Source organism: Streptomyces sp. TAA040 (assembly GCF_000424845.1).
Window position 1 is genome coordinate 16,357 of record NZ_KE384254.1, and the last position, 23,614, is coordinate 39,970.

General features: G+C 74.6%; 19 protein-coding genes and 1 tRNA gene. 15 read left to right on the forward strand and 5 right to left on the reverse strand.

The genetic code is table 11. The features are described 5' to 3' along the window. Positions 1 to 275 precede the first annotated feature (275 nt). The 8 genes from H300_RS0121830 to H300_RS0121865 all read left to right on the forward strand — a co-directional run bounded on the left by H300_RS0121830 (position 276) and on the right by H300_RS0121865 (position 10,168). The gene (locus H300_RS0121830) at positions 276 to 1,454 is read left to right on the forward strand and encodes a glycosyltransferase family 4 protein (protein WP_037981543.1); all 1,179 of its coding nucleotides are present in this window, start codon (positions 276 to 278) and stop codon (positions 1,452 to 1,454) included. Beyond that, a complete protein-coding gene (locus tag H300_RS0121835) occupies positions 1,451 to 2,941 on the forward strand; it encodes an exopolysaccharide biosynthesis polyprenyl glycosylphosphotransferase (protein ID WP_028429074.1) in 1,491 nt (496 codons plus the stop codon). The genes H300_RS0121830 and H300_RS0121835 overlap by 4 nt, the downstream gene beginning before the upstream one ends. Before the next feature lie 136 nt (positions 2,942 to 3,077). Then, positions 3,078 to 4,478 carry an O-antigen ligase family protein gene (locus H300_RS28620; protein WP_078516249.1) on the forward strand — a complete coding sequence of 467 codons (1,401 nt, stop codon included), beginning with the start codon at positions 3,078 to 3,080 and terminating at the stop codon, positions 4,476 to 4,478. Further along, a complete protein-coding gene (murJ, locus tag H300_RS0121845; protein WP_028429075.1) occupies positions 4,475 to 6,229 on the forward strand; it encodes a lipid II flippase MurJ in 1,755 nt (584 codons plus the stop codon). Before H300_RS28620 ends, murJ begins: the two co-directional genes overlap by 4 nt. Then, positions 6,219 to 7,010, forward strand: a complete 792-nt coding sequence (locus H300_RS28625; RefSeq protein ID WP_486584003.1) for a polysaccharide deacetylase family protein — start codon at positions 6,219 to 6,221, stop codon at positions 7,008 to 7,010. The genes murJ and H300_RS28625 overlap by 11 nt, the downstream gene beginning before the upstream one ends. Further along, the gene (locus H300_RS0121855) at positions 7,007 to 8,185 is read left to right on the forward strand and encodes a glycosyltransferase (protein WP_028429076.1); all 1,179 of its coding nucleotides are present in this window, start codon (positions 7,007 to 7,009) and stop codon (positions 8,183 to 8,185) included. The genes H300_RS28625 and H300_RS0121855 overlap by 4 nt, the downstream gene beginning before the upstream one ends. Further along, on the forward strand, positions 8,163 to 9,017 hold the full coding sequence (locus tag H300_RS28630) for a lipopolysaccharide biosynthesis protein (RefSeq protein WP_199779241.1): 855 nt from the start codon (positions 8,163 to 8,165) through the stop codon (positions 9,015 to 9,017). Before H300_RS0121855 ends, H300_RS28630 begins: the two co-directional genes overlap by 23 nt. Beyond that, the gene (locus H300_RS0121865) at positions 9,014 to 10,168 is read left to right on the forward strand and encodes a GNAT family N-acetyltransferase (protein WP_486584004.1); all 1,155 of its coding nucleotides are present in this window, start codon (positions 9,014 to 9,016) and stop codon (positions 10,166 to 10,168) included. Before H300_RS28630 ends, H300_RS0121865 begins: the two co-directional genes overlap by 4 nt. A 38-nt stretch (positions 10,169 to 10,206) precedes the next feature. Here H300_RS0121865 and H300_RS0121870 read toward each other — a convergent pair whose 3' ends face one another. Continuing rightward, positions 10,207 to 11,466, reverse strand: coding sequence for a glycosyl hydrolase (locus H300_RS0121870; protein WP_028429078.1), 1,260 nt, complete (start codon positions 11,464 to 11,466; stop codon positions 10,207 to 10,209). A gap of 271 nt (positions 11,467 to 11,737) precedes the next feature. Here H300_RS0121870 and H300_RS28635 point away from each other — a divergent pair, with 271 nt between their 5' ends. Together H300_RS28635 and H300_RS0121880 are read left to right on the forward strand one after the other, a co-directional pair. Then, positions 11,738 to 13,075: an ATP-grasp domain-containing protein gene (locus tag H300_RS28635; protein ID WP_199779242.1), complete on the forward strand. Its 1,338-nt coding sequence runs from the start codon at positions 11,738 to 11,740 to the stop codon at positions 13,073 to 13,075. 27 nt (positions 13,076 to 13,102) lie between these two features. After that, positions 13,103 to 14,377, forward strand: a complete 1,275-nt coding sequence (locus H300_RS0121880) for an NAD(P)-binding domain-containing protein (RefSeq protein ID WP_028429079.1) — start codon at positions 13,103 to 13,105, stop codon at positions 14,375 to 14,377. Positions 14,378 to 14,764: 387 nt separating this feature from the next. On the opposite strand, the gene H300_RS0121890 is transcribed toward H300_RS0121880, so the two are convergent. After that, a tRNA-Leu gene (locus H300_RS0121890) sits at positions 14,765 to 14,849 on the reverse strand. A 135-nt stretch (positions 14,850 to 14,984) separates the two neighbouring features. On the opposite strand from H300_RS0121890, the gene H300_RS0121895 reads away from it, so the two are divergent. From H300_RS0121895 to H300_RS0121905, 3 genes are all read left to right on the forward strand, one after another. Further along, the gene (locus H300_RS0121895; RefSeq protein WP_028429081.1) at positions 14,985 to 16,313 is read left to right on the forward strand and encodes a M20/M25/M40 family metallo-hydrolase; all 1,329 of its coding nucleotides are present in this window, start codon (positions 14,985 to 14,987) and stop codon (positions 16,311 to 16,313) included. A gap of 214 nt (positions 16,314 to 16,527) precedes the next feature. Then, positions 16,528 to 16,761 (forward strand): chaplin ChpH, encoded by a 234-nt coding sequence (chpH, locus tag H300_RS0121900; protein WP_028429082.1) that lies wholly within the window; start codon positions 16,528 to 16,530, stop codon positions 16,759 to 16,761. Positions 16,762 to 16,918: 157 nt separating this feature from the next. Then, the gene (locus tag H300_RS0121905) at positions 16,919 to 17,716 is read left to right on the forward strand and encodes a chaplin (protein WP_028429083.1); all 798 of its coding nucleotides are present in this window, start codon (positions 16,919 to 16,921) and stop codon (positions 17,714 to 17,716) included. A 102-nt stretch (positions 17,717 to 17,818) separates the two neighbouring features. On the opposite strand, the gene H300_RS0121910 is transcribed toward H300_RS0121905, so the two are convergent. Beyond that, the gene (locus H300_RS0121910) at positions 17,819 to 18,007 is read right to left on the reverse strand and encodes a DUF5703 family protein (protein ID WP_028429084.1); all 189 of its coding nucleotides are present in this window, start codon (positions 18,005 to 18,007) and stop codon (positions 17,819 to 17,821) included. Positions 18,008 to 18,054: 47 nt separating this feature from the next. On the opposite strand from H300_RS0121910, the gene H300_RS0121915 reads away from it, so the two are divergent. Next, positions 18,055 to 18,720, forward strand: a complete 666-nt coding sequence (locus tag H300_RS0121915) for a hypothetical protein (RefSeq protein WP_028429085.1) — start codon at positions 18,055 to 18,057, stop codon at positions 18,718 to 18,720. Between the two features lie 41 nt (positions 18,721 to 18,761). On the opposite strand, the gene H300_RS28640 is transcribed toward H300_RS0121915, so the two are convergent. After that, a complete protein-coding gene (locus H300_RS28640; protein WP_486584005.1) occupies positions 18,762 to 21,011 on the reverse strand; it encodes a helix-hairpin-helix domain-containing protein in 2,250 nt (749 codons plus the stop codon). Continuing rightward, positions 21,008 to 22,021: an aldo/keto reductase gene (locus H300_RS0121925; protein WP_028429086.1), complete on the reverse strand. Its 1,014-nt coding sequence runs from the start codon at positions 22,019 to 22,021 to the stop codon at positions 21,008 to 21,010. Before H300_RS0121925 ends, H300_RS28640 begins: the two co-directional genes overlap by 4 nt. 74 nt (positions 22,022 to 22,095) lie before the next feature. Between H300_RS0121925 and H300_RS0121930 the strand changes: the two genes are divergently transcribed. Then, positions 22,096 to 23,145: an LLM class F420-dependent oxidoreductase gene (locus H300_RS0121930; protein WP_028429087.1), complete on the forward strand. Its 1,050-nt coding sequence runs from the start codon at positions 22,096 to 22,098 to the stop codon at positions 23,143 to 23,145. Positions 23,146 to 23,614: the final 469 nt, after the last annotated feature.

Below are 23,614 nucleotides of genomic sequence, written 5' to 3' on the forward strand. Positions count from 1 at the left end.
TCCGGCCCGCGGGCAGGCACCGAGCCCTTCGGCACGGTTGCCCGACGCCCCCGGACGGCGCACCTCCCGCGATGATCGGCCGCCTCGGCGCCTTCCGCCCGCCGGAGCGCGAAGAGAACCGAATCCGACGCGAAAACGAAGAGACCCACGCGATGCCGACGCGCGCACCTCGCGTCCGACGCGAACAGGGCCCGAATTTCGGCAGCCTCCGGCGCCGTTCGGCCGGGGTCGTCCGACAGGAAACCCGCACCACGTACGAGGGGAGAGAACGGCACGTGTCACCGCACACACGATCCGACGATGTGCTCACGGTGCTGCACCTCGCGCAGCCCGTCGAGGGCGGTGTCGCACGGGTGGTCGCCGATCTCGCTCGCGCCCAGGCGCACGCCGGAGTGCGGGTGGCCGTCGCATGCCCCGAGAACGGCACGCTGGCGGACGCCGCGGCTTCCGCCGGTGCCACCGTGCTCCGCTGGCAGGCGGGACGGCAACCGGGCCGGGCGCTGCCGGCCGAGACGCGGTCCGCGGCGGCGCTGGTCCGACGCGTCCGGCCGGACCTCGTCCACACCCACAGCGCCAAGGCCGGACTCGCCGGACGGCTGGCGGTACGCGGCGCACTCCCCACCGTCCACCAGCCGCACGCCTGGTCCTTCCACGCCGTGGAAGGACGCACGGCCCGACTGGCCCTGGAGTGGGAGCGGTTCGCCACCCGATGGACCTCCCGGCTGCTGTGCGTGAGCGAGGACGAGCGCCGCCTCGGCGCGGAGGCGGGCGTCAGGGCCGACTGGGCCGTCGTCCGCAACGGCGTGGACCTCCGGCGGTTCGCGGCCGACGGACCCGGCGACCGGGCCCGGGCGCGCGCCCGCCTCGCCGAGCGGTGGGGCCTCCCGGCCGGGGAACCGCTCGTCGTCTGCGTGGGCAGGCTGTGCCGGCAGAAGGGCCAGGACCTGCTGATGGAGGCCTGGCAGCGGGTGGTGGCGGAGGTCCCCGGAGCCCGGCTCGCCCTCGTCGGCGACGGACCGGACGCAGCGGCGCTGCACCGCTCGGCGCCCCCCGGCGTTGTCTTCGCCGGCGCCGCCGACGACCCCGTCCCCTGGTACCGGGCCGCTGACCTCGCGGTGCAGCCCTCGCGGTGGGAGGGCATGGCCCTGGCTCCGCTGGAGGCGATGGCCGGTGGCTGCCCGGTGCTTCTGACCGACGTCGGCGGCGCCCGGGAGTCCCTGCCCCCGCAGGAGGAGCGGCACTGCCTGGTACCGCCGGAGGACCCGCACACACTCGCACGGGCGTTGACCGGCCTGCTGCTCGACGCAGAACTCCGCGACACGCTGGGCGACCGTGCCCGGCACCACGTTCGGACGACATACGACGTGCGGCGCACGGCGGCAGCGGTTTCGGATCTCTACCGCGAACTGCTCGGCCTGCCGCACCCCGAGTGCAGGGAGCGCATCAGGCAATGACGACGGAGAGCGCAGGAGCGCCCGACCGAGGCCGCGTACTGGCCCGTGCGGGCACCACCGAACCGGCGGCACCCGCCTTCCCACCGCCGAGATCCGCCGACCGCCCAACGGCCCCGGCGGGTCGGCCCGCGCCCGGCCCCGCCCCGGTCGGCGGGCTGCTGCTGACGGCCGACTGCCTGGCCGCGGCCGGTTCGGCCGCGGCGGTCGGCGTGCTGACCGACACCGCGGCGACACTGCTGCTGCTCGTCCCCGGGCTGCTGCTGGCGCTGCTGCTGAACGCCCACGCCGGACGCTACCGGCCGGTGATGTCCGCCTCAGCCTTCACCGACCTGCCCGGCCTGCTCGGCAGCGCCGCCCTCGCCTGGTGCACCGCCGCCGCGGTGCTCGCGGCCGTCCTGCCGCGGGAGGCACTCGGATGGGCGGCGCTCGCCGCCCTCGTCCTCCTGCACACGGCGACGGCCTCCCTGGCGCGCGGCGCGGTGCACACCGCGGGACGCGCGGCGGCCCGCCGGCGCCCCCGCTCCACCCTCGTCGTCGGCTCGGGACCGGCGCCGCAGAAGGTGGCCAGGACCCTCTACGACCACCCCGAGTACGGTCTGCGGCCTATCGGTCTGGTGCCGTGCGGTCCGGGCCAGGAGACCCAGCCCGACGAACCGCCGTTGCCCCGGCTCACCTCCTCCGAGGACATCACCCGGGCGGTCATCCAGAACGCCGTCCAGGACGCGGTGTTCACCTCCTTTACCGAACACGACCCGCGCTCAGCCGAGTTGGTGTCCCTGCTCACCGCGCAGGGCTGCACGGTCTGGCAGCTCGGCACCGAACCGGGCGCCTTCGCCACCGGGCCGGGTGTGCCCGCCGGTGACCTGTGGGGCTTCGGCTGCCGCCGGGTGGAGCCGCCCCGGCAGGGGCGCGGCCACCCGGCCAAACGGCTGCTCGACCTGGTCGGCGCCGGCACCGGACTGCTGCTGCTGGCGCCGCTGCTGCTGGGCTGCGCCCTCGCCGTGCGCTGCGCCGACGGGCCGGGCGTGCTCTTCCGCCAGGAGCGGATCGGCCGGGACGGACGCCCCTTCGTGCTGCTCAAGTTCCGCACCCTGCGCCCGGTCGACGCGTACGAGTCGGCGACGCTGTGGAACGTCGCGCACGACCGCCGGATGAGTGCGGCGGGCCGGTTCCTGCGCCGCACCTCGCTCGACGAGCTGCCGCAGTTGTGGAACGTGCTCCGCGGGGACATGAGCCTCGTCGGCCCGCGTCCCGAACGCCCTTACTTCGTCAACCAGTTCAGCCAGAGCCATGAGGGCTACGCGCACCGCCACCGGATGCCCGTCGGCATCACCGGGCTCGCCCAGGTCAACGGACTGCGCGGGGACACCTCCATCGAGGACCGCGCCCGCTTCGACAACCACTACATCGACAGCTGGTCGGTGTGGCAGGACGTCCGGATCCTGCTGCGGACCGCCGGCTCGGTCTTCCGGCTCGGGGGGAGCTGACATGCCCGGCCCCGGGGAGGCCCGGTCACGCGGGAGCGGACCCGCGCCGGCGCACGGCACTCCGCCCACCGGCACTCCGCCCACCGGCACTCCGCCGGTCCGGGCGCCCGAAGGCGGCGCGATCCCGGCTCCCCGTATGCCCCGCCGTCCGCCTCACCACCGGTCCCGGGCGGCCGCGCTGCTCCGCCGCTTCGCTCCGGTGCTGCCGACCGCGGCCGTGGTCCTGCTGCTGTGCGCCCCCACCGGCGACGGCGGCGACGGCGCGCGCGCCTCGCCGGCCGACGCCGCCTCCGGCGTGCTCGTGCTGTTCTGCGCCGTGCGGCTGCTCCGTAGCGGTGCCAGACCCCTCAGCCGGACGGCGGCGCTACTGCTGGCCGCGCCCGCGCTCGCCTTCGCGCTCGCCACGGCCACCTCCTTCGACCCCGCGGGGAGCCTCCCGGGCTTCGTCCGCTACGTGCAGGTCTTCGTCCTCGTCCCCGCCGCGGTCGCCCTGCTGCTGCGCGACCGCGCGGACTTCCGGGTCGTCCTCGGCACGGTGCTGCTCATCGGGGTGGTCCAGGGGGCGATCGGGGTCCAGCAGTACCTCACCGGCACCGGCGCCTCATACCAGGGCCAGGACATCAGAGCGGTCGGCACCTTCGGCCCGCTGGACATCATGGGCATGTCCACGGTGGTCTCCTACGCGCTGGTGATCGCCCTCGCGGTCGGACTGCGCCCGCCCGTCGGCGCTCCGCGCTGGACCCGGCCGGCCGCACTCGGCTGCGCCGCCGCCCTGTTGGTGCCGCTCGCGGTCTCCTTCAGCCGGGGCGCGTGGATCGCCACCGCTGCGGCCGTCGCCGCGGTGCTCCTGCTGGCCGGGCTCCGGCTCGCCCTGCGCACGCTGGCCGTCCTGGCGGCGGCCGCGGTGGTGCTGGTCGGCGGCGCCGGCGTGGGGGGTGAACTCGTCGGCGAACGCCTCGGCAGCATCACCCGGGTCACCGCGGCGCCCGACCAGTCCGTCACCGACCGGTACACCATGTGGGAGGCGGCCACCCGCATCTGGCGCTCCGACCCGGTGACCGGCGTCGGTCTCAAGGGCTTTCCGGCCCACCGCGACGGCAACGCCTCGGTGGCCCTGTCCTCCGGCAGCGACACGGCCGGAGCGGGCCGGGAGTTCACACGCGAACCCCTGCTCTCCCCGCACAACATGTACCTGCTGGTGTTGAGCGAGCAGGGGCTGGTCGGGGTGACCGCGTTGGCCGGGGGGTGGCTGGCGCTGCTTGCCCTCGGCGTCCGCCGGCTGCGTCGCGACCGCGTCGCCGGCCGGCCGGTCGACTGCGGGGCGGCGGCCGTCGGCCTGCTGGTCTGGCAGCTGGTCGACTTCACCTACGCCGACATCGGCGGACCGTCCACGGTGCTCACCGCCGTGATGCTCGGACTGGCCGTCCGGTGGGCGCTTGACCCACGGTCGCGGCCCGCCGGGCAACCGCGCCCGCCGCATCCGCGGCAGGGCGCCGAAGCACAGCCACGGACCGAGTCGCCGGGGGGCGTCCGATGAGAGACACGACCACTGCGGGCCCGCCACGGGAAGGCGTCCCGGGAGCCCCGCCGCCGGGGGCTCCGCCGTCCCCGCCCCCGCCCCGAGGGCGCCCCGCCGGCGAGGAGCCCGGCGGGGCGGCGGAACCGCCGCCCTCGCCGCTCGGACGGTTCCTCGCCAGGGCGGCGGCGTTCACCGCACTGCTGACGGCGGCCGGCGCGCTGCTCGGTCTGGTCCGGGACCAGACCATTGCCCACCTCTTCGGCGCCGGCAGCGAGACCGACGCCTTCCTCGTCGCCTGGACGCTGCCGGAGGTCGCCTCCACCCTGCTCATCGAGGACGCGATGGCGCTCGTCCTGGTCCCCGCCTTCAGTCTCGCCCTCTCCCGCCGGGCTGCGCTGCGCCGGAGCCGGGCAGGACGCGACCCGGTCCGCGACCTGCTCGCAGGGACCCTGCCCCGGCTGCTGGCGGTCCTCGTACTGGCGGCCGGTCTGCTCGCGGCGGCGGCACCGCTGCTGGTCGGGGCCCTCGCCCCCGGCCTCGCTGACCCCGGCCTGGCGGTGGACTGCACCCGGCTGACCGCGCTGACCGTGCTCACCTTCGGGGTCGCCGGGTACTTCAGCGCCGCACTGCGTGCGCACCGCAGTTTCGTCCCGCCGGCGGCGATCTACGCGGCCTACAACATCGGCATCATCGCCACGATGGTCGGTCTGCACGCGCTGTGGGGGGTGCGCGCCGCAGCGGCCGGGGTCGCGGTCGGCGGCATGCTGATGGTGCTCGTGCAACTGCCCGCGTTCCTGCGCAGAATGCCGGTACGCGTCGCGCGTCGGGAGCCCGGCCCCGCCCTCCGGGCGGAGACGGCGGCCCTGCCGCCGGCCGAGGGCAGGGCCGCCCTGCTCAGCTTCGGACTGCTCGCCCCGGTCGTGCTCTTCGCGCTGAGCCGCCAGTCCCAGGTCCTGGCCGAGCGGTTCCTGGGTTCCACCCTCCCCTCGGGCGCCATCTCGCATCTCAACTACGCGCAGAAGGTCGCCCAGATGCCGATGATCCTGTCGCTGATGATCTGCACCGTCACCTTCCCGGTCGTCGCCCGGGCGATCGCCGACGGCGAGGCGGACCGGGCCCGCCGCCGGGTGGAGCGGGACCTCACGCTGGCGGCGCTCGTCGTCCTGGTCGGCGGTGCGTACGTCGCCGCCTACGCACCCCAGATCATCGAACTCCTCTTCCAGCGAGGGGCGTTCGAGCAGCAGGACACCGCGACGACCGCCTCGGTGATGCGGGTGTACGCGCTCGGCCTGCTCGGGCACAGCCTGGTCGGGGCGCTGGTCCGGCCGTTCTTCTCGGCCGCCCGCCCCACCTGGTACCCGGCCGGCGCGATGGCCGTCGGACTGCTGATCACCGTGGTCGCCGGCGCCCTGAGCGCACCGCACTGGGGGGTGCACGGCATCGCCGCCGCGAATGCCGTCGGCATCAGCGCCGCCGCGCTGCTGCTCCTGCACGGCCTCGGCAGCCGCGTCATCGGCATCGACGTGGCCCGGGTCGCACGGGACCTCGGCCGGCTGGCGGTGGCGGCTGCGGCCGCCACGGCCGCCGGCTGGGCCGTCGCCCCGCTGATCCCGCACGCCCTGCTCGCCGCCGCGGTCGGCGGCCTGCTGGTGCCCGCCGTCTTCCTCCTGGCCGCCCTGCTCGTCCGGGCACCGGAGGTGCCGCAACTGCTCGACGCCGTCAAGGGAAGACTCACCGCCGTCCAAGGGAAGATCCGCCATGACCGCTGACCAGGCTCCCGCAACCACCGTCCCGCAGCCCTCCTCCGGGCGGCGCCACGCTCCGCCGTGGCTGCTGATGTACCACTCGGTCACCGAGTACACCGCAGACCCCTACCGGGTGACGGTCACCCCGGAGAACCTCGGGCGCCAGTTGGGCTGGCTCGCCCGCCGCGGCCTGACCGGAGTCGGCATCGCCGAACTCCTGGCGGCCAGGGAGGCCGGCCGTGACGCCGGACTCGTCGGCCTCACCTTCGACGACGGGTACGCCGACTTCCTCGACCACGCCGTGCCGCTGCTGCGGCGGCACGGCTTCACCGCCACCGTCTTCGTCCTGCCCGGACGGCTCGGCGGCGACAATGCCTGGGACCCGGAGGGGCCGCGCAAGCCCCTGCTCACCGCGGACGGCATCCGCACCGTCGCCGCGGCCGGCATGGAGGTCGGCTCGCACGGGATGCGCCACGAGAACCTGCCGGAGGCGGACGACACCGTCCTGCGGCAGGAGACCGTCCGCAGCCGCGAGGTGCTGGAGGAGATCACCGGGACCGCGCCCGCGGGGTACTGCTATGCCTACGGCGCGGTGAATGCCCGGGTCGCGGCCGCCGTGCGGGACGCGGGCTACGACTATGCCTGCGCCATCGACCCCGGTCCGCTCACCGGCCGCCACGCCCTGCCCCGGGCCCACGTGGGCGACCGGGACACCGCGCTGCGGATGCGCCTCAAGCGCGCGCTGCACCCGCTGCGCCGCAGCCCGCTCCCGGCAGAGGAGCACGCTACCGGGAGCGGCCGATGAGAGCGCTGCACGTCATCACCGGCCTCGGCGTCGGCGGCGCGGAGCTCCAGCTCCGCATGCTGCTGCGCCGGCTGCCCGCCGACTGCGACGTGGTGACCCTGACCAACCCGGGTCCGGTGGCCGACGGCATCGAGGCCGACGGCCGCACCGTGGTCCATCTCGGGATGGCCGGGAACCGCGACCTGGGCGCACTGCCGCGGCTGGTCTCCCTCATCCGGCGCGGCCGCTACGACCTGGTGCACACCCACCTCTACCGGGCCTGTGTCTACGGCCGGCTCGCCGCCCGGGCCGCGGGCGTGCGGGCCGTCGTCGCCACCGAGCACTCGCTGGGCGACGCGCAGATCGAGGGCCGGCCGCTGACCCGCTCGGCGCGCGGGCTCTACCTGGCCAGCGAACGGCTGGGCAGCACCACGGTCGCCGTCTCGGAGACGGTCGCCGGACGGCTGCGGGACTGGGGCGTGCCCGGTCCGCGCATCGAGACGATCCCCAACGGCATCGAGGCGAGTCGTTTCCGCTACGACCCGCGGGCCCGCGTCGACGCCCGCTCCGCGGCGGGACTCCCGTCCGGCGCCTTCGTGGTCGGCGGAGTCGGCCGGCTCGTCCCCGGCAAGCGCTTCGACCTGCTGCTGCGCGCGGTCGCGGCGGCGCCGGGGACGTGGCTGCTGCTCGTGGGTGACGGGCCGGAGCGCCCCGCGCTGGAGCGGCTCGCCGCTGTGCTCGGCGTCACCGACCGGGTGCTGCTGTGCGGGGAGCGGGGCACCGCGGACGGGCCCGACGCCGGCGTCGGGCAGGAGGCGCTGCCGCTGCCGGCGCTCCTCTCGGCGATGGACGTGTTCGTCTCCCCCTCGGCCGAGGAGGCCTTCGGGCTCGCCGTGCTGGAAGCGCTGGCCGCCGGTCTGCCCGTCCGGCACACCGCCTGCCCTGCGGTCGAGGAACTCCCCGCCGCGGACGCCCCCGGCGCGCGCCGGGTGGCGGACGACCCGGCGGAACTCACCGCCGAGCTGGTCCGCCTCCGGCAGGCGGGCGCCGCCCGACTGCCGGTCCCGGCGGCAGTCGACCGCTACGACATCGCCCGCAGCGCCGAACGCCTGATGGGCGTCTACCGGCGCGTCGCCCTCCCGAACCGTCGATCCCACCGAGATGAGCCCTCCCATGAGCGAGACATTGCCGGCTGAGCCCGCCCCGACGCCCGACCCGCGGCCCACCGGGCCCACCGGGCCCACCGACCCGTCCGGCCTCCGCTCCGGAGTGCGTCGCAGCCTGCACGTCCTGCTCCGGTCCGTGCTGCGGGCGCGCCACGCCCGGTTGCCCCGCTGGTGGCCCGCGGCACTGTGCACCGTCCTGGGGGTGGTGGGCGGTGCGGCGCACGGTCTGCTCGCCACCGAGCAGTACTCGGCCACCGGGTACGTGGTCGTCGTGCCGGACGGGGGCACCGACCCGTCCACCGCACTCGGCTTCGCGCAGGCCTACGGCCGGGTGGCCACCAGCGGGGGAGTGCTGCGCGAGGCCCGCGCGGACGCCGGCGCGCCTCTGAGCACCCTGCGCAAGCGCGTCGAGTCCGCCACCTCGCCGGACGCGCCGATGATCGAGATCACCGCGACCGCGACCGGAGCGGCCCGGTCGGCCGAACTTGCCAACGCGGTGGCCGAGGCCCTCACCGAGTCCGGCAACGCCTCGGCGAAGAGCACCGGAGTCCGCCTGGTGCTCTTCGCCGAGGCGCTCGCACCGCCCGCGCCGGCCTCGCCGTCCCCCCCGCTCTCCGTGGGCGTCGGCGGATGCGCCGGCGGCCTGCTCGGCGGCCTGCTGGTCCTCGTGCGGCCGCGCCCCGGCCGATCGGACGAACAAGGCGCCGCCGAGGAGGCCGCCCCGGGCTCGGGCACCGCTCCGGCGGGGGCGCACGTGACGTCCGGACCCGCCGCCCGGAGCAGCATCACCCGGCAGGAACGCGCGCAGGCCGGCGCGTCCGCCGGAGCCAAGGGGCACGCCACGAAGGAGACGGTGCGATGAAGACGATGACCACGGCCCCCGACCTGACGATCTCCCTGTGCCGCGCCCCGGCCGCCTTCGCGGCCCTCGGCCCGGCCTGGCACGACCTCTACCGGCGCAGCCGCGGCGCGACCCCGTTCCAGAGCCACCCCTGGCTCTACTCCTGGTGGATGTCCTACGGCCGGCGCGGACGGCTCCGGCTGGTCCTGGTGAAGCAGTGCGACCGGCTCGTCGCCGCGGCCCCGCTGATGCTCGTCCACCGGCCGCTTCCGCTGCTGGTCCCGCTCGGCGGCGAGATCTCGGACTTCTCCGACGTGCTGCTGGACGACTCGTGCGCCGGCGCGCGCGGCGCGCTCACCGACGGCCTGCTGCGCGCCGCCCGCGGAGCGGTCGTCGACCTCCGCGAGGTCCGGCCGGGTGGCGCGGCCGAGCAGCTCTACCGAAACTGGCCGGGGGCGCGCCGCCGGCTGGACGACTCGGTCTGCCTGGAACTGCCCGCCGCGCCACTGCCCGAACTGCTCGAACGGCTGCCGACCCGGCACGCGCGGCGGTTCCGGGCGAAGGTGCGCAAGCTGGAGGCACTGGGCGTCGAGGAACGCGTGGTGCCGGCGGAGGAGGTTCCCGGCGCGGTGGCGACCATGCTCCGGCTGCACGGGTTGCAGTGGCGAGGGCGCGGCGTCACGCCGGAACACCTGCGCCCGCGGTTCGCCGAGCACCTGGTCCGGGCCACCCGCCAGATGGTGGGCACCGGGGACGCGGTGGTCACCGAGTACCGGCTCGACGGAGAGGTGATGGCCACCGACGTGACGCTGATGTCGGCGGACCTGGCCGGCGGCTACCTCTACGGCGCCCATCCCGAACTGCGCGCGCGAAAGGTGGACATCACCACCATGCTGCTGCGGCACGACGCCCGCCAGGTTACCGAGACCGGCTGCAGCGTGCTCAGCATGCTGCGCGGCACCGAGCCGTACAAGCAGCACTGGCGGCCGGAGACCCTCGTCAACCAGCGGTTCCTGCTCGCCGGCCGGTCGCTGGAGCCGCTGCTGCGGCTGCACGCAGCGCGGCAGTCCGCCCGGGCCCGGGCCGCGGCGGCGGTCCGGACCCGGATGCCGTACGTGCTGCGCTGGCGGTCCCGGCTGAACAGCCTGCGGTCGGACGGCGCACGGAAGTGACCTGTTCCGCGCGCCGTCCGACCGAGCGGGGCGTTCCGCTACCGGGACGCCCCGTCCCGGTACCAGTCCAGCCGCATGCACAGCTGTCGGCCGCCGAGCCAGCGCTCCACCCAGTCGCCCAGGTCGAGCGGCGTGCACGAGGGGGAACCGGGGGGCGCGGTCTCACTCGGTGCGGGTGTGGAGCCGGGCTCGCTCGGTGTCGGCGTCGGGGTGGCCTCCGGCCGCTGCGACATCGCCTTGCGGAAGACCGCGGAGGACTTCGGGTTCTCCTCGCACTGCCACACCCCGTGCGGGCAGTAGTCGGTAATGGTCTGGTAGAGCGGCTTGTGCTCGTCCATCCACTCCAGCATGCGCCGCATGTACTCGGCGTTGTCCCCGTTGCGGAAGAGGCCCCATTCCGGGTAGGAAATGGGCTTGTTGCGCGCCTCGGCGAAATCCACCTGGTGCTGGAGTCCGTACGGCTGCGTGATCTGGTCGTCGAAAGAACTTCCGGGCGGCTGGTCGTACGAGTCCATTCCGATGATGTCCACCACGTCGTCACCGGGGTAGCACTTCGTCCAGCCGATCGCGTCCTCACCGCGGTTGGGTGCGAAATCGAACTGGAATTCCTGGCCCGGAACCGCGCGCATGGTGGTGACGATGCGGTTCCAGTAGGTCTTCCACGCCTCGGGGTCGGGCCCGCAGCGGTGTGTGTAGGTGGTGCCGTTCATCTCCCAGCCCAGTACCACGATCGTGTCGGGGATGCCCATGCGCACCATCCGCTCGGCCAGGATGCGGAAGTGCCGGTCGAAGCGCCCCTCCGCCCCCGCCCGCAGCAGCTGCCGCACCTCGGTGTCCGGCACGCCCTCCTCGTTGCGCTCCAGCATCGGCACGTTGAGCACGAACATCCGGTCGTCCGACGCGCGCTTCCACTTCGCCCAGGGTTGGAGGAACGAGGGCCTGCCCTCGATGTTCGACCACAGGTCACCAGGGAGGTAGGTGTGCCCCACGCGCTGGGTGCTGCCGCCCAGCCAGGCTTCCAGTTCGTTGATCCGCCGCACTCCCTCCGGCCCGGAGTCGAGGAATGCTCCGGTGGCCGGCGGCTTCGGCTGCCCGGGCTTCTCCGGCGGCTCGGCCCGGTCGGGAGCGGCCGGCGGGTCCGGGAGCCGCGGAGGAGGGGAGGGAGCGGCCGCTGCGTTGCGGCCGTCGGAGCGGTCGCGGCCGTCGTCCTGATCGGGCGTTGCGACGCTGGCGACGAGCACGCCGGCCGTGACCGCTCCGACACAGGTTCCCGCCAGCCAGCGATTGCGGTGGGACATGGTGACTCCTTCCGGGACGCTCCTGGATCGGTGCGTTCACCACTTGACAGTAATCAGGAGATCTCCTTAATGGGCTGCCCGAATGCATATTGATGGTCCATTCGCGAAATCAGTCGCCCGGTCGGCCCAGTTGGCCGAAGACCGGGCAGGTGTTCCGTCGTTCGACACCGGGGTGCCCGTGCTCGTGTTCCGGCTGGATCGGAATCCCCTGCACCACGGGACTCTTGGTGCCGTCAGATCGCTCGGACGAGCGGGAATCGAGGTGCACGCGATGGTCGAGGCCGCCGGCGGTCCGGTCTGCCGATCCCGGTACCTGCACCGCGCGCACCCGCAACCCGCCACCCGGGGGGCCGGCGCACCGCTGCTACGGACCCTGCGTCAGATCGCCGACGTCATCGGGCGGCCGGCCGTCCTGCTGCCACTGGACGATCTCGGCGCGATCGCCGCCGGCCGGCTGGCCGGGCAACTCGGTGACCGCTATCTGCTGCCCCGTCAGCCCGTCGGGCTCGCGGAGCGGGTCGCGGACAAGTCCGAACTCGCCTCGCTCTGCGCGGAGATCGGCGTACCGCATCCGGACAGCCGGTTGCCGGACAGCCCGGGGGCCGCGGCCGAGGCCTGCCGTGCGCTCGGTCTGCCGGTGATCGCCAAGTGGAGCCGCCCCTGGTTGCTGCCCCAGGGCAGCGGCCTGCGGAGCACCAGTGTGCTGCACCGGGCTGAGGAGGCGGGGCGGTTGTTCGCCCGCGGTCGGGATTCGGGCAGCGGCCTGCTGCTCCAGCGGCTGCTGCCCGGTGCCCCCGGGGCCGACTGGTTCTTCCACGGCTGCTTCGGCAGTGACGGAAGCTGCCTGCTCGGGGCGACCGGACGCAAGGAACGTTCCTGGCCCCCGGGCGCCGGGCTGACCGCCGTCGGCAGCTGGCAGCCCAACGCCGAGGTCTCCCGGCTGGCCCACCGGCTCGCGGAAGCGCTTGGCTACCGCGGGATCGTGGATCTGGACTTCCGCTTCGAGCCGACCACGGGCCGCTACCACCTGCTCGACTTCAACCCCCGCCCCGGCGCGCAGTTCCGGCTGTTCACCGGCGCCGCCGGCCTCGACGTGGTGCGGGCCCTGCACCTCGACCTGACGGGTCGTCCGGTACCCCACCAGCCGGACGTCCCGGGCCGGGAACTGCGAGTGGAGAACTACGCGCTCCTGGCCGGACTGGCCGGAGTCCTTCGCCGGAAGACGGAACCGGCCCCGCCGCCCGGTGCGGCGGTCCCCGCCGACGGCGGGCGGCGGCGCAGCCGGCGGTCCGCGGCGGGCCCCCGGCCCCAAGCATCCCGGGAACGCGCGTGGTTCGCCTCCGACGATCCCGTGCCGTTCCTCGGGATGGCGGCGGTCTCGCTCGGCCGTGCGGTGGCCAGGGCCGGCCAGCTGCTGCGGCCCTGGCGGCGCACGCAGCCGGAGGAGCGGCCCTCGGCCCGCACCGGTCCGGCGCAGTCCTGCGGGGGCGTCCCCGGGCAGGCGCCGCGATCCGCGGACGCCCCCGCAGGGACACCGTCCGGCGCCCCGGGCGCGGGCCCCCGGGACCGTCCCCGGAACCCCGGCGCACCCGCACGGCCCGCACCGTGAACCGAGAAGAAGAAACGAGAGGCAGCCATGCACGATCTGGTAGTGGTGGGCGCAGGCCCCTACGGACTGTCCATCGCCGCGCACGCGGCCGCGGCGGGGCTGCAACCGCGCGTGCTCGGTACGCCGATGGCGTCCTGGCGCGATCACATGCCGCAGGGCATGTACCTCAAGTCGGAGCCCTGGTCGTCCGACCTCTCGGACCCGGCGGGCGCGCACACCCTTGCCGCCTACTGCGCCACCAGGGGGCTGGTCGCCGAACACGGAAACCCGCTGCCCATCGAGGTGTTCACGGACTACGGCTGCTGGTTCGCCGGGCGCGCCGCGCCACCGGTGGAGGAGCGGACCGTCGTCGCGGTCCGGCCCCACGGGGACGGCTACCGGGTCGAGACGGCCGAGGGCGAGCGGATCACGACCCGGACCGTGGCCCTCGCGGTGGGGGTGATGCCCTTCGTGCACCACCCCTCGGCACTCGCCGCGCTCCCGGCCGAGCTGGCCACCCACAGCAGCGACCACCGGGACCTGGCACGGTTCCGCGGCCGGGACGTCACCGTCGTCGGCGCGGGCCAGGCAGCTCTGGAGACGGCCACGCTACTCACCGAGCACGGAGCGCGGGCCCGCGTCCTCGCCCGTGCCGACCGGATCAACTGGAACACGCCTCCGCAGCCCCTGGAGCGCGGGCTGTGGAAGTCCCTCCGGGACCCGCACTGCGGGCTGGGGACCGGCTGGTCGAGCTGGCTGTGGTCGGAGAGGCCGTCCGCGGTGCGCCGGCTCCCCGCCGGGCTCCGGGCCGCGATCGCGGGCAGCGCCCTGGGGCCTGCCGGGGCGTGGTGGCTGCGGGAACGTTTCGAACAGGCGGTTCCGGTCCTGCTCGGCCACCGGCTGCTCGCCGCGGAGCAGGTCGGCGGACGGGTCCGGTTGGACGTCCGGCTCGCCGACGGCACCGCGCGGAACCTGCACACCGACCACGTCGTCGCTGCCACGGGGTTCACCCCGGAGCTGGACCGGCTCGGGCTCCTCGCCCTCTCACTGACCGGCACGCTGCGCAGAGTGCCGGGCACCGGGGCGCCGGAGCTGGGCCGCTGCTTCGAATCGTCCCGACCCGGCCTGTTCTTCGGCGGCCTGCTGACCGCCCCCTCCTTCGGCCCCGCGATGCGCTTCGTGCACGGCGCCGGCTTCACCGCGGGCCGGCTCGTCGAGGGCGTCCGCCGACGGCTGGGCTCCGGTGCCGCATCCCGCACGCGAGCGGTGCCGCAGGCGGCCGGGTCGGTCGGCCGCGCGGCTGCGGAGCGTCCGCCGGGCTGACACGGCGGGGCGCGCCCGCTTTCCGGCGGGGTCCCCGGGCACCGCCCCGGGGACCCCGCCGGACATCACGGGGATGCGACCGAGCCTGCGCCTACGCCGTCAGCGCAGGCTCGGACCTACGGGCCCCGGGGCAGTCCTTCAGAACGCTGGACAGGGCGTGCCTCCGATGGCCCGCGGGTGCCGAGTGCCATGGGAGGGGTGGTAGGTCGCCACGCCCTGTTGCCGGCCGAGGTGCGGGAGGGCGTGGGGTGCGCCCGGGTCGCGCCGACGGGTGTTGTCGCCGGTCAGTGCGATCGAGACGGCTTCCAGGAACGAGATGCCGGTGAGTCGCACGACGCGCCCCGTATCTCGTAAAGGCTTCGGGACGATCTGCGAACGTCTTGCGTGTGTCCGAGGGGGGACTTGAACCCCCACGCCCGATAAAGGGCACTAGCACCTCAAGCTAGCGCGTCTGCCATTCCGCCACCCGGACCGGTGCGAGCGGCTTGCGCCGCTGACGACGCCGCCCACCATAGCACTGGCCCCGGGTCGGTCGATCACCCCGGCCCTTGGGTGTGCGACGGCAAAGCGGGAGGATGGTGCGGAGCCAGTCAAACGAGGAGGCAGTGTGAGCGAGTCGAGCCCGACCGCCGGCAAGGTGACCGGCCAGGACGAGGTAGTCGATCTCTGCCGCGATCTGATCAGGATCGACACCAGCAACTACGGCGGCGGTGAGAGCACGGGGGAACGTGCCGCCGCCGAGTACGTGGCCGAGCAGCTCGCCGAGGTCGGGCTGGAGCCGAGGATCTTCGAGTCCAGTCCGGGCCGGGCCTCGACCGTGGCCCGTATCGAGGGCGTCGACCGCAGCCGCCCGGCCCTGCTCATCCACGGCCACACCGACGTGGTGCCGGCCAACGCGGCGGACTGGACGCACCACCCCTTCGCGGGTGAGATCGCCGACGGTTGCCTCTGGGGGCGCGGCGCCGTCGACATGAAGGACATGGACGCCATGACGCTCGCGGTGGTCCGCGACCGGCTCCGTAGCGGCCGCAAGCCGCCGAGGGACGTCGTGCTCGCCTTCCTGGCGGACGAGGAGGCGGGTGGCATCTACGGTGCCCGGCACCTCGTCGACCACCATCCGGACCTCTTCGAGGGCGTCACCGAGGCGATCGGCGAGGTCGGCGGGTTCTCCTTCACGGTGAACGAGAACCTGCGGCTCTACCTGATCGAGACGGCGCAGAAGGGCATGCACTGGATGCGTCTGACCGTGGACGGCACCGCCGGCCACGGCTCGATGACGAACAAGGACAACGCCATCACCGAGCTGTGCGAGGCGGTGGCGCGGCTCGGACGGCACAAGTTCCCGGTCCGGATGACGAAAACCGTCCGCTCCTTCCTGAACGAGCTCTCCGACGCGCTGGGCACCGAACTCGACCCGGAGGACATGGAGGAGACCCTGGCCAAGCTCGGCGGCATCGCGAAGATCATCGGTGCCACCCTGCAGAACACCGCCGCGCCCACCCAACTGGGGGCGGGGTACAAGGTCAACGTCATTCCGGGCCAGGCGACCGCGCACGTGGACGGGCGGTTCCTGCCGGGATACGAGGAGGAGTTCCTGGCCGACCTCGACCGGGTCCTCGGCCCGCGGGTGCGCCGGGAGGACGACCACGCCGACCGAGCGCTGGAGACGACGTTCGACGGGGCGCTGGTGGACGCCATGCAGTCCTCGCTGAAGGCCGAGGACCCGGCGGCCCGCGCGGTGCCGTACATGCTCTCCGGCGGAACGGACGCCAAGCACTTCGACGATCTCGGAATCCGCTGTTTCGGGTTCGCCCCGCTCAAGCTGCCGCCGGAGCTGGACTTCGCCGGGATGTTCCACGGCGTGGACGAGCGGGTGCCGGTGGACGGGTTGACGTTCGGCGTACGCGTGCTGGACCGCTTCCTGGACCAGTGCTGAGCGTGTCTCCGGCTGCCCGGTGCGGGCGGGTCCGGCTGATCCGCCCGGTCCGGCCCGGGGGGCAACGCGGGGGCGCACCCGGCCCGAATCGGCCAGGTGTACGGCGTTGGTCAGGACGGGTGAATGCATCCGCGGGGTCGTAGCCCGGCCCCGGATTCCTCGTTACAGGTGATGCGGTCCGCGGCTGGGATCGCATTGCCAACTAGGAGGAACAATGCTCAAGAAGGTCGTCGCTGCTGCGGCAGCCACCGGTGGTCTGGTTCTCGCTGGCGCGGGTGTGGCCGTCGCCGACGCCGGTGCGCAGGGTGCCGCTGTGGGCTCCCCGGGCGTTCTGTCCGGCAACGTTGTTCAGGTTCCCGTGCACGTGCCGGTGAACGTCTGCGGCAACACGGTCTCCGTGATCGGTCTGCTGAACCCCACCTTCGGCAACACCTGCGTCAACGACTGATGCTGCTCACGTCTGACCCCGTAAGGGAATGACGCCGTGACCCCGGAGTGCGCGCCATGCACTCCGGGGTTCTCGGTTCCCCGGGCGAGCAGGTGATCTCCGGCAGGTTGCCAAGCCCCCGCTCGCCTTCCGCAAGCAACGAAGGCAGGAAACGACCATGCGACAGGTCACCAAGAAGGGCCTGATCTCGGTAGCCGCCGCGGGCGGTGTGCTGGCCCTCTCGGGCGGCGCGGCCCACGCGTACTCCGGCGCCGACGGCAGCGCCCAGGGATCCCCCGGGGTGCTTTCCGGAAACAACGTCCAGGCTCCTGTGAACGTGCCCGTCAACGTGTGCGGCAACACGGTGAACGGCATCGGACTGCTGAACCCGGCCATGGGCAACAACTGTGTCAACAAGGGCGGCGGCCACCACGGCGGTCACCAGGGTGGCGGGCACGACAACGACCACCAGGGCGGCGGCCACGGCGGCGGCCACCACGGCGGGGCGGACGCGGACGGCGAAGCCGTCGGCTCGCCCGGTGTGGGTTCCGGCAACAACGTCCAGGCCCCCGTGGACGTACCGGTGAACGCCTGTGGGAACAGCGTGACGGTCGTCGGGGCGCTCAACCCCGCGATCGGCAATTCCTGCGGCAACACCGGCGACGTCCCCGCGCCGCCGGCGCCCCACGAGCCGGAGCACCCCGGTTCCGAGGAGCCGGACGAGGAGCAGCCGACCGAGGAGAAGCCCGGGGAGGAGAAGCCGGAGGAGGAGAAGCCCGAGGAGGACTCCACCGGAACCCGGGACGAGGAGAAGCCGGAGGACTCGTCCGTCGAGGCGGTGTCCGAGGTCGCGCCCCAGGGTGAACTCGCGCAGACCGGCGGCGGCTCCATGCTCGGCACCGCGGTGCCGGCCGGTGCCGCGCTGATGCTCGGAGGCTACGTGCTGTACCGGCGCTCGCGCGCCGCCCAGCACTGAGCCTGGCGAAACACGGCAGACGACGGAGCGGGTCCACGCGGTCGGCGGGGGCCCGCTCCGTCCGTGTCCGGGGGCTGCGGCGGGGGCGCCGCAGCCCCCGGATCACCAGGTGGCGCGCAGCTGACGGATGATCCGCCGCCGCAACCGGACCCTACGGCTGCCGTCCGGGAAGAGGCGCAACCGGTCGAGTTCCCAGTGGCCGTACTCGGCGTGGTCGGTCAGGAGTCGGGTGGCCGCCCCGCGGGAAACGCCCCGGGGGACGTACACATCACGAAATTCGTATTCCGGCATCGCATCTATTGTGCGGGTAGGGGCCTTCTACGGATAGCGTCTGCACTATGTCTGATGCTGAGCAGCCCACCGCTGCCGAGGTACGTGCCGCCGTCGAGGCGTTGAAGACCGCTCTTGACCGCCACCTCGGTGCCATCGAACGACGGGCTTCGGACGGTTCCCCGACCACCGAGGCCGACGCGGAGGTCTTCGCCGCGTTCAACGAACTCGCCGCGGCCGGGGAAGTGTACGACGAGCTGCTCTACGACAGGTACGACGAGGTGACCCCCTTCGAGATCCCCGGCGGTGACTCGGCGCCCGGCTACCTGGGCCCCGACGAACCGAGCGCCCTGAGCGTCCTGGTGCGGCGGGACTACACCGTCGACGAGCCGCTGAGGCTGCTCGCCCAGGCGCAGCGCATCGCCGAGCTGGACCCCGACGCGGCCGACCTGGACCCGGGCGAGGACGAGAGCGCGGGCAGCAGCGTGCACGCCGCCCTCGGGGTGCTCTTCGGCGAGTTCGAGCCGGACGAGATCTCCGGCCGGCACAAGGAGTTCGGCCTGGAGGAGGGCGACTCCACGCTCTGGGTGGTCGCCATGGACGAGCCCTCGGAGCCGGGGGAGTGGCTCTCCGCACCGTTCGACAACGCCGACCCGGAGCGCACTCTGTGCCGGTTCGACGTCAGTTCCGTCTTCGACGACGAGCTCTACGGGGACGAGCCGGCGGAGCGCTGAGCCGTTCCCGGGGGTCGGGGACGACCCCCGGGGAACGGCCCTCAGACAGGGGGAACGGCTCCGCGCTCCTCGGAGCGGGAGGCGTCTTGCCCGGCGCCCGCGGTGCCCTGCCGGCGCTCGCGCAGCAACTCCCGCAGCCGCGTGCGGCGGGGCGTTCCGGGGCGCTCGGCGACGGCTCGGGGCAGCGCCTGGTCGATGCCCTGCACCACCGACAGGTGGCGCTCCGCGCGACTGAAGGCGGTGTGCACCCAGGCGCGGTCGAGGGCGCGGGCCGCCTCCGGCGGCAGCACCGCCACCACGGCGGGCCAGCGCCGCCCGGCCGCCTGGTGGGCCGTCAGCGCCCAGCCGTGGCGCAGGGTGGCCGCGACGGCGTCCCGCGGCACGGTGAACGCCCCTGCGGGCGACTCCACGCGCAGCCCGGAGTCGTCCGCCGCCGCGACCGTGCCGGGCAGGCACCGGCCGGGCACGGCGGAATGCACGACGCGGTCCCCGAGGTCGAACCCGCCGAACCGGCCCGGGCCCGGGTTCAGCCGCTCCTTCAGCGCGGCGTTCAGCGCGAGCGTGCCCGCCGCTCCGGCGTGTCCCGGGGTGATCACCTGGGCGCCCTCGGGAGGCACCCCGAACGCGCGCGGAACCGAGTCCGTGACCAGCTGGACCGCGCGGTGCACCGCCTCCTCGGCCTCGCGGACCGGCACGATCACCAGCTCCTTCCCGGGCGCCTCCACCTGGAGCAGCGCGCCGACCGCCACGCCCGACACCAACTCGCCCAGCGGGCCCGGGTCAGGGGTCCGGGACACCACCTGCGGGCACACCCCGGACGCGGCGAGGTCCGCCAGTACCTGGCCGGCCCCGGCCGCGCCGAGAAGCTGGGGATCGCCGCTCAGCACGAGCCGGGCACCGTCCGGCAACGACTCGACCAGGGCCGCGGCCGCCTCGGAGTCGAGCTGCGGGGCGTCGAGTACGGCCAGCACGTCGATCGGCCAGCCGCCCTCAGCGTCGCGTTCCGGGCCCTCGCGCCCGCTGAGCAGCCCGGCGACCGTGACGGCGGGCACGGAGCCCCCGGCGCCGATGGTGTCGGTGCCGTCGGGAGCATCGGCGCCGCTGGGAGCGGGGGGTACGGAGGCCCCGGCCGACGGTGCGGGGACCCGGCGCAGCCCGTCCTCGGTGTGCACGGCCAGCAGACCGCGCAGACCCATGGCCCGCGCGGCGGCGACCAGCGCCGCGGGCTCGGCCCGCGCGCGCTCGCCGCCGGTGTGCACCACCACGCCGCTCGCCGCGGCAGCCCGGATCAGCTCTCCGGCGGAGGGCGAGACGCTGCGGGCGGCCTCCTCTGCCGCCGCGTCCCAGTCCACCGCGGAGGCCGGGGGCGCCGGAGATGCCGGGGGCGCGTTCTCGGCCCCCGCCCCCGGGGCCCCGCCCCCGGCGTTCTCGCCCGCCGCCCCGGCGCCCCCGGGCGTTCCGCTGCCGGGCGCCTCCGCGCCGGGCCCGGAGGAGACGTCGCTCGTGGCAGTCCCGAGGGTGTCGAGGAGCCGCTGGACGCCGTCCGCGAGGCTCTCCTCGGCGAGGGCCCAGCGGTCCAGCCCGAGCAGCAGCCGCGTCGGTTCCCCGGCGTCCTCTCCCTCCGCCTCGGATGCCGCACCGTTCGGGGCCGAGGGGCCCGAGGGGGCTTCCGGCGGCTCACGGAAGACGAGTGCGGCGCCCGACTCCACGGCGTCCCGCACCGCTTCGTCGGGCGCGTCCACCGCGTACCGGGCGAGTGCGGATGCCAGCTCCGGGGCTTCCAGCACGGTGTGGCCCGCGCGGGCGGCCCGCTCCAGGAGCCACTCCACCAGGGCCCGGCTGCGCAGCGGTTCGTCCGGACCGAAGCCGGCGTCCGGCAGCGCCCGCGCGAAGGAGTCCGCCTGCTCCGGCCCGACTCCCGGCACCGACAGCAGCTGCCAGGGGTCGGAGCGCAGCACCTCGGCGGCCTGCGCTCCGAGGCGCGCCACCACGGCGTCGGCCAGCTCGCCGGGCGCGCCGGCCCGCTCCAGCAGGGCCCGCAGCTCCGAAGGCGCCAACTGCGGGGCGCCCCCCGGCGGGGTCGGCGCCGCTCCGGGCGCGCCCGAGGGATCGGCGGGAGCCGCCGGGCGCCGGGAGGCGGGGGGCGGTTTCGGCGCGGCGAAGAACTCGGCCGCCTCGCGCTCGCCGCTCTCCACCGCGCGTACCGCGGCGAGGAGCTCGGCCGCCTTGCCGCGCGGCCCCTCGGCGTCCTCCGGGCGCTGCGGGCCCTGGGGCCCCTGGGGGGACGTCACAGTGCACTCCAGTCCTGATCGGGGTAGCGGTGCACTGGAGCCGACACGTCGTCCAGCGCCCGGGTGATCTCGTAGGGAAGACTAAGCGCTTCCACCGACAGCGCCTCCGCGAGCTGGGCGGCCGTGCGTGCCCCGACGATCGGGGCGGCGACGGCGGTCCGGTCCCGCACCCAGGCCAGGGCCACCTGGAGCGGCGTGACGGCGAGTCCGTCCGCCGCGGTGGCGACCGCCTCCACCACCCGTTCGGCGGTGTCGTCCAGATACGGGCCCACGAAGCCCGCCCACGGGCCGGAGGCGCCGCGCGAACCGGCGGGCCGGGCGCCGTGCCGGTACTTGCCGGTGAGGACGCCGCGCCCCAGCGGGGAGGACGGGAGCAGCCCGACGCCCAGATCGAGGGCCGCAGGCAGCACCTCGCGCTCGATTCCGCGCTGGAGCAGCGAGTACTCCATCTGGGTGCTGGCGAGCCGGGTCCGGCCCCCCGGGGCGGCGAGCTGCCAGGTGGCGGCCTTCGCGAGCTGCCAGCCGCTGTAGTTCGACACCCCGGCGTAGCGGACCCGTCCGCTGCTCACTGCGACGTCCAGGGCGTGCAGCGTCTCGTCCAGCGGCGTGAGCGGGTCGAAGGCGTGCACCTGCCAGAGGTCCACGTAGTCGGTGCCCAGGCGGTCGAGCGAGGCGTCCAGGGCGCTGAGCAGCCGCCCCCGCGAGCAGTCGAAGCGGCGGTCCGGATCCGGGGTGCTGCCCGCCTTCGTGGCGATCACCAGGTCCGCGCGCGGCACCAGCCCGTCGAGCATCCGGCCGAGCAGGTGCTCCGCGCCGCCGTCGGCGTACACGTCGGCGGTGTCGACGAGGTTCCCGCCGGCCTCCCAGAACGCCTTCAGCAGCGCCGCCGCCTCAGCTGCGGGCGGACCGGCGGCCGGTGAGGCCTCTGCGTCCGGCCGGCCCCAGCCGAGGGTGCCCAGCCCGATCCGGGACACGCGCAGGCCGGTACGGCCCAGCCGCCTTTGCTCCATGGGCGTTGAGGGTACTTCGGGGAGGGGTTAGAGTCGCCGGGACAGGGACGTTACTGATCGGTAAGGGGAGCGCGATGCGACTCGGGATCAACCTCGGCTACTGGGGTGCCGGGATGGACCAGGACAACCTCGCGGTCGCGCAGGAGGCCGATCGCCTCGGCTACGCGGTCTGCTGGGCGGCGGAGGCCTACGGCTCCGACGCCCCGACCGTCCTCTCCTGGGTCGCGGCCCAGACCGAGCGGATCGACGTCGGCTCGGCGATCTTCCAGATCCCGGCCCGCGCCCCCGCGATGACGGCGATGACCGCCGCCACCCTCGACTCGCTGTCCGGCGGACGCTTCCGGCTCGGCCTCGGTGTCTCCGGCCCGCAGGTCTCCGAGGGCTGGTACGGCGTCAAGTTCGACAAGCCGCTGGCGCGCACCCGCGAGTACGTGGAGATCGTCCGCAAGGCGATGTCCCGCGAGCGCCTCACCCACGACGGCGCGCACTGGACCCTCCCGCTGCCGGACGGCCCCGGCAAGCCGATCAAGCTCACCGTGCACCCGCAACGGCCGCACGTCCCGCTCTACATCGCGGCGATCGGGCCGAAGAACCTGGAGCAGACCGGCGAGATCGCCGACGGCGCGCTGCTGATCTTCTTCGCCCCCGAGCACGCCGAGGAGACCACCCTGGGAGCGTTGCGGGCCGGCCGGGAGAAGGCGGGCAAGGACCTCTCCGGGTTCGACGTCTGCCCGACCGTGCCGCTCGCCGTCGGCGACGACGTGGACGCCCTCGCCGACACCTTCCGCCCCTACACGGCCCTGTACGTGGGTGGCATGGGCAGCCGCGGCCAGAACTTCTACAACCGGCTCGCCGCCCGGATGGGGTACGAGAAGGAGGCCGCCGAGATCCAGGACCGGTACCTCGCCAAGGACAAGGAGGGCGCCGCCGCGGCCGTGCCCCGCGAGCTGATCGACTCGACGACACTGCTCGGGCCGGTGGACCGGATTGCGGACCGGATGCGCGCCTACGCGGAGGCCGGTGTCACCACGCTCTCGCTCGCGCCGGCCGGTTTCACGCTGGACGAGCGGATCGCCGCTCTGCGTGCCGGAGTCACGGCCCTGGAGCGGGCCGGCCTCGCCTGATCCGACGGCCCGGGGCCGAGCCGGCGACCGGCGACCGGCGTCGAAGTCCGGGTGCGCGCCGTGACCGCGGTTCCCGTACCCGGCTGCGACGGCGCATGGCTGCGGCCGTGGTGGGGGCTCGGGGGCTTCCCCGCCACGGCCGTCACGGGGAACAACGCCCGCACCGCGGCAGGGGTCACGGGTCTTGCCCGTGATCCCTGCCGCGTGCAGCGCCGGACCGTCCGCCCCCGCGCCGAGGCGCGCGGACGGGGCATGGTGCCGTCCGGGGGAGCGGAGGCCCGGCCGGTGGTGCCACTCGGGGCCGCCGAACCCGTGGTGCCAGGTGGTGCCATCCGGCGCCAGCTGGCACCAGTCCTCAGGCAGGTAGCGGAGCGGCCTTTGCCGTGGACGCAGGATCTCGCGTTTCCCCAGGTGTAACGGGCCCCTGGGGGAATGCACCCGCGTGCGCGTCCGCTCGGCTTGCGTGTGT

Coding starts and splice junctions, on each gene's coding strand:
- H300_RS0121905 (WP_028429083.1), top strand. CDS start 16,919: ATGCGACAGGTCACCAAGAAGGGCCTGATCTCGGTAGCCGCCGCGGGC.
- H300_RS28635 (WP_199779242.1), top strand. CDS start 11,738: ATGGTCGAGGCCGCCGGCGGTCCGGTCTGCCGATCCCGGTACCTGCAC.
- H300_RS28630 (WP_199779241.1), top strand. CDS start 8,163: ATGAGCGAGACATTGCCGGCTGAGCCCGCCCCGACGCCCGACCCGCGG.
- H300_RS0121870 (WP_028429078.1), bottom strand. CDS start 11,466: ATGTCCCACCGCAATCGCTGGCTGGCGGGAACCTGTGTCGGAGCGGTC.
- H300_RS28625 (WP_486584003.1), top strand. CDS start 6,219: ATGACCGCTGACCAGGCTCCCGCAACCACCGTCCCGCAGCCCTCCTCC.
- H300_RS0121855 (WP_028429076.1), top strand. CDS start 7,007: ATGAGAGCGCTGCACGTCATCACCGGCCTCGGCGTCGGCGGCGCGGAG.
- murJ (WP_028429075.1), top strand. CDS start 4,475: ATGAGAGACACGACCACTGCGGGCCCGCCACGGGAAGGCGTCCCGGGA.
- chpH (WP_028429082.1), top strand. CDS start 16,528: ATGCTCAAGAAGGTCGTCGCTGCTGCGGCAGCCACCGGTGGTCTGGTT.
- H300_RS0121835 (WP_028429074.1), top strand. CDS start 1,451: ATGACGACGGAGAGCGCAGGAGCGCCCGACCGAGGCCGCGTACTGGCC.
- H300_RS0121880 (WP_028429079.1), top strand. CDS start 13,103: ATGCACGATCTGGTAGTGGTGGGCGCAGGCCCCTACGGACTGTCCATC.
- H300_RS0121910 (WP_028429084.1), bottom strand. CDS start 18,007: ATGCCGGAATACGAATTTCGTGATGTGTACGTCCCCCGGGGCGTTTCC.
- H300_RS0121930 (WP_028429087.1), top strand. CDS start 22,096: ATGCGACTCGGGATCAACCTCGGCTACTGGGGTGCCGGGATGGACCAG.
- H300_RS0121925 (WP_028429086.1), bottom strand. CDS start 22,021: ATGGAGCAAAGGCGGCTGGGCCGTACCGGCCTGCGCGTGTCCCGGATC.
- H300_RS0121915 (WP_028429085.1), top strand. CDS start 18,055: ATGTCTGATGCTGAGCAGCCCACCGCTGCCGAGGTACGTGCCGCCGTC.
- H300_RS0121865 (WP_486584004.1), top strand. CDS start 9,014: ATGAAGACGATGACCACGGCCCCCGACCTGACGATCTCCCTGTGCCGC.
- H300_RS28620 (WP_078516249.1), top strand. CDS start 3,078: ATGCCCCGCCGTCCGCCTCACCACCGGTCCCGGGCGGCCGCGCTGCTC.